Below are 14,111 nucleotides of genomic sequence, written 5' to 3'. Positions count from 1 at the left end.
TATGGGTTCTTTTGGTAATAGAAAAGGTCTAAAAGACTATAAAAGATAAGTTTTTCTTTAATTAAGTCATAAGATTTTCTTATTAAAAATTAAAAAAAGGTACAAAATATCTAATTAATTTACAAATTTGTTAAATTACTAGAAGGACTTTCACTAAATATTCAGAATATATAATCAGTATACGAGTGGTTGCGCTTTCATAACCACCTTAATATAGATAAATCAGACAAGTGGGGGTAATGAATGAACGCTTTAGGTAATGGGAATCGGATGTCAGAACTCGGTCGCAGGAGAGGTTTTTGGATCTCATTAATTGCTGTATTATTGGTACCGTTAGTTTATGGATTGATTATGCTAACGCCAAGTTGGGGACCATATGATAATCTTTCAAACTTGCCGGTCGCAGTTGTGAATAATGATTCAGGTACTGTAACAGACGGTAAGGAAGTTAATGTTGGTAGAGATTTGGTAGCGAAACTGAAAGACGGGAATGACCTGGGATGGAGATTTGTCAGTAAGGAACAAGCAAATCGCGGACTTAATGATAATGAATATTATATGGTAATTGAGATTCCTGAAGACTTTTCCCAAAAGGTAGCAACCGTAATGGATGAAAATCCGGAAAAACCGGAACTAAAGTATACGCAGAATGAAGGGTTGCATTTTATAGCTGCAACAGCAACGAAAACAGCTATAGGAACAATTAAAGAGCAGCTTGCTGATACAATCACCGCTACCTATACCAGTACAGTTTTTGCCCAGCTTGGTGATGTAGCAGAAGGATTTAAATCCGGTGCGGATGGTTCAACAAAGCTCCATGAAGGCTCTGTTAAACTGAAGGATGGTACTGGAACTCTTCTGGATTCTTTAACGACAAAATCAGGAGATATTCAAAAACTGGCAGACGGTTCAAAGGAACTTGAACAGGGACTCGGTCAATTGAATGGAACAATGGCTGGAAAATCAGCTGATATCGCAAGATTGGCAAATGGAGCAGCTCAGGTCAGTGATGGGTCGAGCCTTATGCATTCAACAGTAAGTGGTAAGACCGGCGATATCAATACACTTGCAAGTGGGTCGAAGCAGGTTGAGGATGGGTTAGGCCAGTTGAATGGCACAATGGCAGGAAGTTCAGCTAGTATTGCCATGCTGGCTGATGGGGCAGCTGATCTCAGAAACGGCTCAGGTTTAATTTATTCAACCGTTGGCGGTAAGGCCGCTGAAATTCAACAACTAGCAGATGGATCAAAGTCAATTGAAGACGGTTTAGGGACCTTGTCAGGAACATTTAGTGCGAAGGAGAAGGATATTGAGGCTCTTGCAAAAGGATCCAAAGAACTTAAAGATGGATCAGATTATCTTTATTCCCAGCTTGATGGCAATAAAGGTAAGATTGAGGAGTTGGCTAATGGTGGAGCAGCTATTTATGATGGGACTGAAAAGTTGAAAAAAGGTACTTCTGATATGTTGCTTGGTTTACAATCAGCTCAAACAGGAGTCAAACAATTAAATGGTAGTATGCCTGAACTGGAAAATGGAAGCGCTAAAATTTCTGGAGGTTTAAATCAATTAGCAGCGAAAACACCTGACTTAGCAGATGGAGCTGCCAGAGTTGCGGCAGGTATAGAAAAATTAGCTGAGAAAATTCCTGGGATAGAACTTAACCCAGATTATCAAGAGTTATTAAAAGGTGCAAAAGCTGTAGCTGAAGGAACTGCTCTGGTAAATGGAGGTATAAAGGGAGAAAATGGTCTCAATGCAGGTGCAGCTTTATTGGCTTCAGGTATTTCTGAAAAGCTTAAACCAGGTATAGAACAATTAAATGGTGCATTTGAAAATCAAATAATACCGGGTCAAAAGGATATTGTTCAAGGAGCATCAGAATTAACAGTGGGTGCTGAACAAATAAAATCTGGTACGGATTCAGTAAAAACAAATTGGGGAGTAATCACTAATGGTGTTGGTGAAATTAATGGCGGTCTTACCACAGTAGCTGCCGGAAATCAATCAGTTAACGAAGGTTGGAAAACTGCAGTAGACGGATCCAAACGTCTTTATGACGGATCCAAACAAGTAGCAGCAGGCACAGGGTCAGTTAATACTGCATGGGGTACGTTAACAACATCTTTAGACACGCTAAATAAAGGTGCTGCGCAAGTGGCAGACGGTAATGCTACGGTAAACGATGGCTGGAAAACCGCAGTAGCAGGTTCTAAACAGCTTTATGATGGTTCCAAGCAAGTGGCCGATGGAACAGCAACAGTGAATAGCGCATGGGGTACATTATCAACATCTTTGAATACGTTGAAAAATGGTGCTGCTGAAGTGGCTGGTGGTAATGCCACAGTGAATGCAGGCTGGAAAACAGCTGTTGATGGATCTAAGCAGCTATTTGATGGATCTAAGCAAGTAGCCGATGGTAACGCAACGGTTAATACTGGCTGGGGTACGATGAAGGAAGGGGTAACTGAAATTGATAAAGGTGTCGGTCAAATCAAAGATGGTACACTTGAATTATCCAACGGCTTAGGTGACGGAGCTGAAAAAACGGCCGGTATAAATGCTACTGATGAAACGATTAGCATGTTCTCCTCGCCGGTTGAGCTGATCGATTCGAAAATTAATAGTTATCCGTATTATCGTTACGCAAACGCACCATATGTACTATCGTTAGCATTATTTGTGGGTGTTTTATTAATGATGTTAGTTGTTGGGGTTAGAAAACCAATGGATGAAGCTAGTTCAGGCTTCGCATGGTATTCAAAAAGATTTGGTTTGCTTGCTTTATTGGTAGCTGGTCAGGCCATCCTTCTTTCTGGCTTTACCATATTCTTTGTTAATTCAGGATTTGCGAATAGCCTGTTGCTTATCTTGTTTGCTGTATTGGCGAGTATCTCATTTATGTCCATTGTGTTCTTCCTGACTATGCTTGCCGGCAACATTGGTTTGTTTATAGGCGTGGCACTTCTGATTATGCAGCTATCTACTACCGGATCTGCATTGCCAATTGATATGCTGCCTGAATATTTACGTACTCTAAGCAATTTCTTGCCGATGACTTATTCGATTGCAGGCTTCCGAGCATTAGTATCATTGGATGACATCGGTATGATGTTTGCGAATGCAACGATACTAGTTGTGTTCCTGCTCCTGTTTGCTGGACTGTCCGTTGGATTATCCTTTTTCAAAAAAAATGAATCAGGAGGAGATGCAGAAATAGTAAGGTAAATATAATTATATAAATCCCTTTTAGTAGAAGAATGCATAGATTAATTGTATTCTATATTGAAAGGGATTTTTACTTATGAATAAGGGGTCCGAATGGGAGAGATTAGATTGAATCAGAAAATATTACCGGCAGCTTCAACTATGAAGGACTTTGAAAAGTTTTTACAATCAGGATTTAAAACAGGTGTTATTTTAGAGACTCATCTTGGGCAAATCAAACATATTACTCAAATGGCCAAAATGGCAGATAAACAACTGTTTTTTCACGTGGATTTAATCAATGGATTAAAAAATGATGAATATGGTACTCAATATTTATGTCAGGAGTTTAAACCATTTGGTGTCATATCCACAAAATCAGCGGTTATCCAAGAAGCAAAAAAACATCAGGCAATAGCTGTGCAGCGAATCTTTATGATTGATAGCCATGCGCTCGAACGCAGCTATAAGATGGTCAAAAAATCACAGCCTGATTATATTGAAGTACTACCGGGCGCACTTCCTAATATGATTAAAGAAGTTGCAGGGGAAATTCAGCTGCCGATCTTTGCGGGTGGTTTAATCCGAACAGTTGAGGAAGCGAAAGAAGCACTTGAAGCTGGTGCTGTCTCGATAACCTCGTCTAAACGAGAACTTTGGCAGTATTTTGCAGGGGAATGAGTCGAATTCCCTATTTATTTCTTTTTATTTGACAGCGTTTACAAAAAGTTTTACACTGTGTTTAAGTTAATAAGTATGTGGAAAGACATGGAGACACAGGTGGCAGTATTCCTTAATAAGTAGGAATACTTTAGTGCTTGTTTCTTCATTTTTTTTTGAAATTATATGATAGGGAGATGGAAGGAATGACACCATTTTGGGGTGAATTAGTAGGCACGATGATCTTGATTGTTTTTGGAGCAGGAGTGTGTGCTGGAGCCAACTTAACTAAATCTTATGCAAAGGATGCTGGGTGGATTGTTATCACTATAGCTTGGGGGCTTGGTGTTACATTAGGCGTATTTGCAGTCGGCGGCATTAGCGGTGCTCATTTAAATCCTGCTGTTACATTTGGTCTTGCGTTTAGCGGAGATTTTGCTTGGGCAGATGTACCTGGATATATTTTGGCGCAAATGATTGGAGCAATGATTGGGGCAACTCTTATTTATTTACAATACTTACCACATTGGAAGGCGACTGAAGATCCAGGGACAAAATTAGGGGTTTTCGCAACTGGTCCGGCTATTCCTCATACATTTTCAAATTTACTTAGTGAAATTATAGGAACATTTATTTTATTGCTTGGTCTGCAATTTATTGGAGCAAATGATTTTACGGAAGGCCTAAATCCATTCGCAGTCGGTCTTTTAATCGTAGGAATCGGTATGGCTCTTGGGGGAACAACTGGTTACGCCATCAATCCGGCACGTGACTTAGGTCCGCGTATTGCACATGCGATTCTTCCGATAGCGGGGAAAGGCCCATCTAATTGGGGATATGCTTGGATTCCGGTTGTAGGTCCTATTCTCGGCGGATCCTTGGGGGCTTTGTTCCATAAAGCGGTCTTCAATAATACGTTGACAGGCGCTTTCTGGGCAGTATTAGCTGGCACTGTAGTTATCTTGGTAATCGCTTATTTTATGACTAATAAAGATTCAGAACAAGCACTACGACAAGCTAATGATCCAGCAAAAGCAAGGTTATAAGTTACTAACTTTAGAGAAATCGATTATAATATAAAAATTAGTAGATGGGAGATGAAAAAAATGGAGAAATATATTTTATCAATTGATCAGGGGACCACTAGTTCCAGAGCTATTTTATTCAATAAAAAAGGGGAAATTGTACATAGTGCTCAAAAGGAATTTACACAGTACTTTCCAAAGCCGGGCTGGGTGGAGCATAATGCCAACGAAATTTGGGGTTCAGTGCTTGCTGTTATTGCGGGCTGTCTTTCAGAATCAGGTATAGAGGCAACAGATATTGAAGGAATCGGAATTACAAATCAGCGTGAAACAGCGGTGGTTTGGAATAAAGAAACAGGTCAACCTATTTATAATGCGATAGTTTGGCAATCCCGCCAGACAAGAGATATATGCGAGGAATTGAAAAATGCTGGCCACAATGATCTTTTTCATTCCAAAACTGGTTTATTAATAGATGCCTATTTTTCTGGGACAAAAGTTAAGTGGATCCTCGATAATGTAGAAGGTGCGCGTGATTTAGCCAATGAAGGAAAATTGTTATTCGGGACAATTGATACATGGCTAATCTGGAAGCTATCCGGCGGTAAAGCTCACGTAACTGATTATTCCAATGCTTCAAGAACAATGATGTACAATATTTATGACCTGCAATGGGATGATGAATTGCTGGAGATATTAGATGTTCCGAAATCCATGCTTCCAGAAGTGCGTCCTTCATCTGAAGTATATGCACAAACCATTGATTATCACTTCTTTGGTAAGAGTATCCCAATTGCCGGTATTGCTGGTGACCAACAGGCAGCATTGTTTGGCCAGGCATGCTTTGAAAAAGGAATGGCTAAAAACACATATGGAACAGGCTGTTTTATGCTCATGAATACTGGTGAAAAACCGGTTAAATCGGAAAAAGGATTATTGACGACTTTAGCCTGGGGATTAAATGGTAAAGTTGAATATGCATTGGAAGGTAGTATCTTTGTAGCGGGTTCTGCTGTTCAATGGCTCCGAGATGGATTAAGGATGCTTAAGGATGCTGCTGATAGCGAGACATATTGCCGGGCAGTTGACTCTACAGATGGAGTATATGTCGTTCCAGCCTTCGTAGGTCTTGGTACTCCATATTGGGATAGTGATGCAAGAGGAGCGGTCTTCGGTCTGACAAGAGGGACTACAAAAGATCACTTTATCAGAGCAACAGTTGAATCTTTAGCTTACCAAACAAAAGCTGTTATTGATGCAATGGAAGAGGAATCCGGAATTGAATTGAAAACATTGCGTGCCGATGGCGGGGCCGTTAAGAATTCATTCTTAATGGAATTCCAGAGTGATATCTTAAACGTGCCGGTTGAAATACCAAAAATTAATGAAACGACTGCCCTTGGAGCTGCTTATTTAGCTGGGCTGGCTGTTGGATTCTGGGAAAGCCAGGATGAAATTGCTGCCCAATGGATCATTGATAAATCATATGAACCAACTATGGAACAAGAGAAACGTAATGAATTAGTTGATGGTTGGGAAAGAGCTGTGGCAAGTACCAGAACCTTTAAATGATAATTCAATTTTGTATGAGTTTTACTCAAAAAATGATATAATGAAAATAAGTTAATATAAGGTTAGAGATTTTAAGAGACCGCGAGTACATTCCTTTAAATAAGGGTAATGTATTTTGTGGTCTCTTTTTATTATCTCAATAGCACTTATCAACAGAGGAGGAACAAGAGGATGGGTTTAAATAGTTTAAATAGACATGAATATAAAAATAAATTACAAAACACACATTTCGATGTGCTTGTCATTGGTGGAGGAATTACCGGAGCAGGGATTGCTTTAGATGCAGCTACAAGAGGGATGAAGGTGGGCCTAGTTGAAATGCAGGATTTTGCAGCCGGTACATCAAGCCGTTCAACCAAGCTGGTTCACGGTGGATTGCGCTATCTAAAGCAATTGCAAGTAGGAGTAGTTGCAGAGGTTGGGAAAGAAAGGGCTATTGTTTACGAAAATGGTCCTCATGTTACAACACCTGAATGGATGTTATTACCCTTCCATGAAGGCGGTACATTTGGTAAATTTACTACTTCCATTGGCTTACAGATGTATGATTTTCTTGCTGGAGTGAAAAAGGAAGAACGCCGCACTATGCTTACAGTAGATGAAACAATTGAAAAAGCTCCATTGGTTAGAAAAGATGGCTTAAAGGGTGGGGGCTACTATGTTGAATACAGAACCGATGATGCCCGCCTGACGATGGAAGTCATGAAAGAAGCGTTTGAACAAGGAGCAAGCTTACTGAATTATGCCAAGGTCGAGGATTTAATCTATGAAAATGGAAAAATAGTAGGTGTAAATGTTAAGGATATATTGGATGAGGATTCCTTCCAAATTAAAGCTAGGAAGATTATAAATGCAACGGGTCCATGGGTAGACTTTATACGTGAAAAAGACAATTCTAAAAAAGGTAAAGTGCTTCAGCTTACTAAAGGTGCACACATAGTGATTGACCAATCCCGTTTCCCTTTGAAACAAGCGGTTTATTTTGATACCCCTGATGGAAGAATGGTATTCGCGATTCCGCGTGAAGGGAAAGCCTATGTTGGGACAACAGATACATTCTATGGTCAAGATCCAATCAATCCAAAAATGACTGATCAAGACAGAGATTATATATTGGATGCTATTAACTATATGTTCCCTTCAGTAAACGTTACTAAAGAGGATGTGGAATCCAGTTGGGCTGGAGTGCGCCCATTAATCAGCCAGGAGGGGAAAGGTGCTTCTGAGATATCCAGGAAAGATGAAACATGGGTATCTGATTCTGGGTTAATTACGATTGCAGGCGGAAAATTGACAGGATATCGTAAAATGGCTGAAACCGTTTTGGATTTAGTAGCTAAACAATTCAGAGATGAAGGATATAAACATTTCGGTAGCTGCTATACTGAAAAAATGCCGATATCCGGCGGCCGTGTTGGAGGCTCAACGAAATTTAGTTCATATATAAGCAAAACTAAAGAAAAAGCAATCGGAACCGGGTTATCAGATACAGAAGCAAGAGAGATTATTTCAACATATGGATCCAATGCTCCGCTTCTGTTTGAAATAGCCCGAAAAAACAAAGAAAAAGCGAGCGAAATAGGGCTGCCATTACCAGTATTGGCTAAATTGGGCTATGCAATTGAATATGAATTGGCTTATACGCCGCTTGATTTCTTTAATCGCAGAACTGGCATGGTCCTATTTGATATTAAGCATGTTCATGAATACAAAGATCAAGTGATTTCGTATATGAAAAAAGTACTGCATTGGACTGAACAGCAAACAGAAATGTATACTAAAGAGCTTGAAACTGAATTGCATGATGCTGCGTATCCACAATCCGAGCTGGTTACGAATTAATATAAATACGGATAAATGACCCCACTTCCTTGAAATATAGGTTGTGGGTTTTTTTTTAAGATTCAATATCTTTAAAAAGGGGAATAGAAATGAAACAGAAACTATTAGTTTATTTAACACGGGATGGGGGCAGTCAAGATGAATGAAATTCAAGGAAATAAGAAAAATGAATGGATGATTTATACCGGATCTTATGCAGAAGAAACAAGTACGGGTATTCATCTATTCAAATTGAACGTGAAAGAAAAAAAACTTGACTTAGTTGAGAAATATACGGGTATTGAAAATCCTTCCTTTCTTGTTATAAATAAAGCTCAGACCCATTTATACGCGGTAAGTGAAGTTGAGTATGGGATGGTTGTCTCTTATGCAATCAATCGGCAATCCGAACAGATTAGAGAGTTAAATCGCAAATCTACGAATGGGATGGCACCTTGCTATGTCAGTCTTAGTGAAAATGAATCTTGTTTATACATTAGTAATTATGGTGGCACGGTAACTAGGATAGAACTACAAGAGGACGGAACACTTGGAGAACATACGACAACAAATGAACATGTTGGATCAGGGGTTTGGGCAGACAGACAGGATGCACCGCATGCTCACTCAATCGTACCGGTACCGAATTCCTCCGTTGTAGTTGCAGCAGATTTAGGTACTGATAAAATTTATGTATACGATGATAAGGATTTTGCCAATTTGGCTAAAATGTCTACTATTCCTGGATCGGGTCCAAGACATTTTGCCTTTCACCCTACATTGCCAATCATGTATGTCATCCAGGAATTAAGCAATACAATCGCAGTATTTGAATTAAATGACCAACATATACCGGATTCTCTTCTAGGGGTGGTTACTACATTGCCGGATGATTACAAAGAGGAAAATACAGCAGCCGATTTGCATATTTCAGAGGATGGCCAATTCTTATATGCCTCAAATAGAGGGCATGACAGTATTGCAACGTACAAAGTGGCAGAATCAGGTATACCGGAAATTATCGCATTTACACATACGGAAGGAAAGGGACCGAGAAATTTCGAGTTAATAGACGAAGAAAAAGTACTCATTGCAGCAAATGAGCAAAGTGATTCATTAGTTTTATTTGAAATTAATAAAGAAGGTATTCCAACCTTTACAGGGAATACGATTTCTCTTTCGAAACCCGTTTGTGTTCAAGCGATTGCAAGAAATCATGAATGATACAAAAATAGCTGGTTTGGATTCTCCCAAACCAGCTGTTATTTAATTGGATTGTTCTTTTAAAGACTGTGTATAAGCCGTAAAGATACCTAATACAATAATAGCCATTCCGCCGTTTAATAGGGAGTATTGCAAATCCCAATGGCCTGCATATAAATTTTTAATAGACAACACGCTGATTAACACAAGCATTAATGTAATTAAAATATTGTATGCTTTCATTCGTGAATCAACACCCCTTGATTTGTAATTGATTTTTTTCATAGATTTTATTTTACTATGGTTTAGGTATAAAATAAAAAAGTATAATTTTGTCTTTTTTGTTATTTTTTATTGGGTATACTTTGGGTCGCTCCTCAATCAATTGTTTCCATCAGATTTTTTATCGTTTCTTTTTGCAAGGGTCCGATTATTCGCTTTTGTATGATACCGTTGGAGTCAATGAAATAACTGGTTGGGATTGTTATAATTTTATATAATCCTGCAATAGTTCCTGTTTGGTCCAGTAATACAGGATACCTGATCTTATACATATCTTGAAATGCTTGTATGATTTGCTTGTTTTTTTCTGAATAGGTCATATTCACGCTTAATACAGTAATCTTCTCCATACTATGTTCACCATAAAATTCATTGAGGTCTGGTATCTCTTTTTTGCAGGGAGGGCACCAGCTTGCCCAAAAGTTTAATAAAACTTTTTGACCGCGATAATCAGATAATTTTATGCTTTTTCCGTCCTGAGTTTTTAATTCGAAATCAGGTGCAGATTGACCTTCTTTAATTCCTGTTTGAGTCAAAACAGGTATAGTTTCCTCTGTAATAGACTCTTTTTGTGTCTGCGTGTAAATAAATAGAAATATGAATAAAAAGAATGGAGCAAGAATGGCAATTGTTTTATTCTTCAATTTGGATGAGGCCTCCTGATGTCGTTTTTATTTAGTAGAAAGTATTTGCCAGTCGTGAAAAAATTAATCAATGGGCATCAAATTGTGTTAAGTTGTTTATAAAAATATGAATAAAGGTAAGAATCTAGTATTGAGCTTTTAGGGAAGTGAGGGAAGATAGATGTTTTATATAGGAGTTGATATAGGAACCACGAGTACAAAGGCTGTATTATTTTCGGGAGACGCATCTGTGCTCAGCACCTATCATGTAGAGTACCCATTATATAGCCCGACTCCACTTACAGCAGAGCAGAAGCCTGATGAGATCTTTCATGCTGTACTTAATGCAATAAGAGGAGTAATGGTCCAAAGCCAAATAAATCCTGATGAACTGTCGTTAGTATCCTTTAGCTCGGCTATGCACAGCGTAATTGCGGTTGAGGAAAATGGAAATCCATTAACTCAATGCATTACATGGGCTGACAGCCGTTCAAAGAAGTGGTCCGACTATATTAAAAATGAGAGGAATGGACAAGAAATTTATCGGAGAACTGGAACGCCAATCCATCCAATGTCTCCTCTTACAAAAATCACCTGGTTGATGAATGATTATCCCGAATTAGCGGGTAGGACATATAAATTCATTTCCATTAAAGAATATGTTTTTTATAAATTATTTGGGCAATATGTGATTGATTATTCGGTTGCCTCAGCAACAGGAATGTTTCATCTTAAAAATTTAGAATGGGATTCTGAGGCATTGGCAATCGCGGGTATTACAGAGACCCATTTGTCTAAACCAGTACCAACTACATATTATTTATCTGGCATGGACTCCGCCTATGCTGCGGATATGGGGCTGTTGCCGGATACTCCATTTGTAATAGGAGCCAGTGATGGCGTTCTCTCCAATCTGGGTGTCAATGCGATTGATCCAGGGATTGTAGCAGTCACGATTGGAACGAGCGGAGCCATTCGTACGGTAACAGATAGGCCGATTACGGATGAAAAGGGCCGAATTTTTTGTTATGCATTGACGGATAAGCATTGGGTGATTGGCGGACCAGTTAATAATGGAGGTATGACTTTTAGATGGCTAAGAGATGAGCTGGCTTCAGCGGAAGTAGAAACAGCTAAACGCCTCGGAATTGACTCATATGAAGTACTCACCAAGATAGCATCAAAAGTAGCGCCGGGGGCAGATGGACTACTATTCCACCCATATTTAGCTGGAGAGAGAGCGCCCATTTGGAACCCTGATGCCAGAGGATCGTTCTTTGGCTTGGGACTTCATCATAAAAAGGAACATATGGTCAGAGCGGTGCTTGAAGGAGTCATTTTTAATCTCTATACAGTCTTATTAGCTTTGCAGGAATTGATAGGTGTGCCAAGTAAAATCAGGGCAACGGGGGGATTTGCGCGCTCAGAGTTATGGAGGCAAATGCTTGCGGATATTTTTAATCAGGAAGTAGATGTGCCAGAAAGCTTTGAAAGCTCTTGTTTAGGAGCAGTTGTACTCGGCAGATATGCACTCGGTGAAATTGAAGACCTATCCGTTGTATCAAATTATGTGGGAACTACACATGTCCATACGCCGGTTAAAGCAAATGTAGAAAGATACGAGGAATTACTGCCAATTTACATCAATATATACAGAAAATTGGAGACTGAATATAGCAGTATAGCAGCTTTCCAAAACAAATGGATTAATCATAAATAAGTTGATTTGAAAATAACATTGTCGAATAATATTGACAGCATTCGCGTTTTCACTGTATCCTTTATACAGGAATAATTTAATTTAATACAAATCCTCATCGGACTAAAAGATGAGGTAGAGGTCGCAGATTTTATTAGTAAACTAAAAAGAGAGCCGGAAAGCTTGCTGACTTTAGTTGAAAGGAAAATCTGCCGAAGCGCTCTTTTTTTCCGAAGAGAGCAGCTGGGACTGTATCCGAATAGGTGCAGGACTGTCATGGAATATATACATCGCGATATGTATATAGACCATGGAGAACTATCCATTTATTGTCTGGTGTGGCTAATCATAAAATGTTGCACACCTTAACAATAAGGTGTGTTTTTTATTTAGTTTATTTACACAGAAATGGATAATTCAAAAATAGAGAGTAACATGACAGCTTTGGAAGGGGAATTATCGTGCACAATAAGAAGCAACTGGGTTTTTGGATTTTAACGGCATTTGTAGTCGGCAATATGGTTGGGTCTGGTATTTTTATGTTGCCGCGTACGCTGGCAGAAGTAGCTAGTCCTGCCGGAGTAATTATGGCATGGGGATTAACAGGATTGGGTGTACTAACTATTGCGCTGGTTTTTGGGAATCTGGCTGTTCGTAAGCCACATTTAACAGGTGGCCCTCAGATTTATGCTAAGGAATTGTTCAAGGAAAATTCTTTAGCCTCAAGATTATCCGGGTTTATGTCTACATGGGGATACTGGATTGGTAATTTTGCAGGTAATATTGCCATCATTACTACGTTTGCAGGGTATTTATCTACCTTCTTCCCAAGTTTGACCAGTACGGCTGAATTGTTCAGTATAGGGGATTTTAGTCTAAAAGTTGGCAATGCTTTAACATTCCTTGTCTGCACAATCATGCTCTGGGGCGTTCATTTCTTTATTATGCGAGGCATAGAGAATGCTGGTAAATTAAACTTTGTTGCGACTGCGGCAAAAGTACTTGGATTTGGATTATTCATAGTAATTGGGCTATTTGCCTTTGAACAATCTAATATTGTACCGTTTGCGGAAACTCGTATAATTGATGGTGAGAGTCGGGGATTACTCAGCCAGGTAAATTTTGCTGCCGTCTCAACCTTATGGGCTTTTGTAGGGGTTGAATCCGCTGTTGTATTCGCATCAAGGGCGAAGAGAAAGGCAGATGTAAAGAGAGCGACCATTTTAGGGCTATTGATTGCCCTGGCTATCTATATGGGAATCAGTACACTTGTTATGGGATTATTAACACAGGATGCACTTATCCATTCAGAAAAACCATTAATCGATGCAATTGAAACGGTGCTGGGACCTGTTGGTGGGAAAGCATTGGCGGTCATTGGATTGATCAGTTTATTTGGTTCAACAATTGGCTGGATCTTGTTAAGCGCTGAAATCCCGTATCAGGCAGCAAAACAAGGTTTATTTATCCCTAAGTTTTTACAGGTCAATAAGCGTGGGATTCCTAATTTCTCTATGATTGTTTCAAATGGTTTAGGTCAATTATTTATTTTCTCAACTATTTCAAATTCAATTGCTCATGCATTTGACTTTATTATTTATATCGCGACACTTTCTTATTTAGTGCCATATTTAATTTCCTCCTCATTCCAACTGAAATTAGTTTGGACTGGCGAGACATATAAATCTGATGAAATGCGTTCACGAATTATTGATGGTACCATAGCCATATTGGCGACGGCATATTCCATTTGGGTGATCATCAAAGGAACGGCTGATTTAAAAACATTTATTTTCGGTGTTATCCTTCTGGCAAGCGGAATCCTATTCTATCGTTTACTGCCTAAAAATATGGAGGAAGTTAAACAACACGAGAACTATTATTTGAAAAAATCTTTTTAACTGTAATAAGAAGCAAACCCATTGTTAAAAGTGGGTTTGCTTTTTTTGGGTATTATTTAAAAGTAAAACGGTGTTATGAAAACTGTTATCGGGAGCAATGATAGAGTGTAATCATGTG

10 protein-coding genes and 1 riboswitch are annotated in these 14,111 nt (G+C 39.1%); of the genes, 8 read left to right on the top strand and 2 right to left on the bottom strand.

The features are described from left to right. The first annotated feature begins 243 nt into the window (after positions 1-243). The 6 genes from FHY45_RS08115 to FHY45_RS08090 all read left to right on the top strand — a co-directional run bounded on the left by FHY45_RS08115 (position 244) and on the right by FHY45_RS08090 (position 9,509). Positions 244-3,228, top strand: coding sequence for a YhgE/Pip domain-containing protein (locus FHY45_RS08115; protein WP_139891341.1), 2,985 nt, complete (start codon positions 244-246; stop codon positions 3,226-3,228). Positions 3,229-3,336: 108 nt separating this feature from the next. Then, positions 3,337-3,888 (top strand): glycerol-3-phosphate responsive antiterminator, encoded by a 552-nt coding sequence (locus FHY45_RS08110; RefSeq protein ID WP_066102330.1) that lies wholly within the window; start codon positions 3,337-3,339, stop codon positions 3,886-3,888. A 185-nt stretch (positions 3,889-4,073) separates the two neighbouring features. After that, positions 4,074-4,913 carry an MIP/aquaporin family protein gene (locus FHY45_RS08105; protein ID WP_066101072.1) on the top strand — a complete coding sequence of 280 codons (840 nt, stop codon included), beginning with the start codon at positions 4,074-4,076 and terminating at the stop codon, positions 4,911-4,913. A 60-nt stretch (positions 4,914-4,973) separates the two neighbouring features. Beyond that, a complete protein-coding gene (gene glpK / locus FHY45_RS08100; RefSeq protein WP_139891340.1) occupies positions 4,974-6,464 on the top strand; it encodes a glycerol kinase GlpK in 1,491 nt (496 codons plus the stop codon). A gap of 171 nt (positions 6,465-6,635) precedes the next feature. Continuing rightward, a complete protein-coding gene (locus tag FHY45_RS08095) occupies positions 6,636-8,306 on the top strand; it encodes a glycerol-3-phosphate dehydrogenase/oxidase (protein ID WP_066101068.1) in 1,671 nt (556 codons plus the stop codon). Positions 8,307-8,444: 138 nt separating this feature from the next. Continuing rightward, positions 8,445-9,509, top strand: a complete 1,065-nt coding sequence (locus tag FHY45_RS08090) for a lactonase family protein (protein WP_180349916.1) — start codon at positions 8,445-8,447, stop codon at positions 9,507-9,509. Positions 9,510-9,551: 42 nt separating this feature from the next. Here the strand turns inward: FHY45_RS08090 and FHY45_RS08085 are convergent, their stop codons facing one another. Both FHY45_RS08085 and FHY45_RS08080 read right to left on the bottom strand, forming a co-directional pair. After that, positions 9,552-9,731 (bottom strand): hypothetical protein, encoded by a 180-nt coding sequence (locus FHY45_RS08085; RefSeq protein WP_139891338.1) that lies wholly within the window; start codon positions 9,729-9,731, stop codon positions 9,552-9,554. A 134-nt stretch (positions 9,732-9,865) separates the two neighbouring features. Continuing rightward, complete coding sequence (locus FHY45_RS08080) at positions 9,866-10,414, bottom strand: peroxiredoxin family protein (RefSeq protein WP_139891337.1); 549 nt, start codon at positions 10,412-10,414, stop codon at positions 9,866-9,868. Between the two features lie 160 nt (positions 10,415-10,574). On the opposite strand from FHY45_RS08080, the gene gntK reads away from it, so the two are divergent. Both gntK and FHY45_RS08070 read left to right on the top strand, forming a co-directional pair. Continuing rightward, complete coding sequence (gene gntK / locus FHY45_RS08075) at positions 10,575-12,113, top strand: gluconokinase (RefSeq protein ID WP_139891336.1); 1,539 nt, start codon at positions 10,575-10,577, stop codon at positions 12,111-12,113. Positions 12,114-12,220: 107 nt separating this feature from the next. Then, positions 12,221-12,421, top strand: a riboswitch (Lysine riboswitch). A 132-nt stretch (positions 12,422-12,553) separates the two neighbouring features. Beyond that, on the top strand, positions 12,554-13,993 hold the full coding sequence (locus FHY45_RS08070) for an amino acid permease (RefSeq protein WP_139891335.1): 1,440 nt from the start codon (positions 12,554-12,556) through the stop codon (positions 13,991-13,993). Positions 13,994-14,111 lie beyond the last annotated feature (118 nt).

The sequence above is a fragment of the Bacillus sp. D386 genome, assembly GCF_006346415.1.
Note: the sequence above shows the minus strand (reverse complement) of the source record. Positions and strands in the feature narration are given on the sequence as shown.

Excerpts from the sequence above, each read along its gene's own strand:
- FHY45_RS08090 (WP_180349916.1), top strand. The coding sequence starts at position 8,445 with ATGAATGAAATTCAAGGAAATAAGAAAAATGAATGGATGATTTATACC.
- gntK (WP_139891336.1), top strand. The coding sequence starts at position 10,575 with ATGTTTTATATAGGAGTTGATATAGGAACCACGAGTACAAAGGCTGTA.
- FHY45_RS08095 (WP_066101068.1), top strand. The coding sequence starts at position 6,636 with ATGGGTTTAAATAGTTTAAATAGACATGAATATAAAAATAAATTACAA.
- FHY45_RS08105 (WP_066101072.1), top strand. The coding sequence starts at position 4,074 with ATGACACCATTTTGGGGTGAATTAGTAGGCACGATGATCTTGATTGTT.
- FHY45_RS08085 (WP_139891338.1), bottom strand. The coding sequence starts at position 9,731 with ATGAAAGCATACAATATTTTAATTACATTAATGCTTGTGTTAATCAGC.
- FHY45_RS08115 (WP_139891341.1), top strand. The coding sequence starts at position 244 with ATGAACGCTTTAGGTAATGGGAATCGGATGTCAGAACTCGGTCGCAGG.
- glpK (WP_139891340.1), top strand. The coding sequence starts at position 4,974 with ATGGAGAAATATATTTTATCAATTGATCAGGGGACCACTAGTTCCAGA.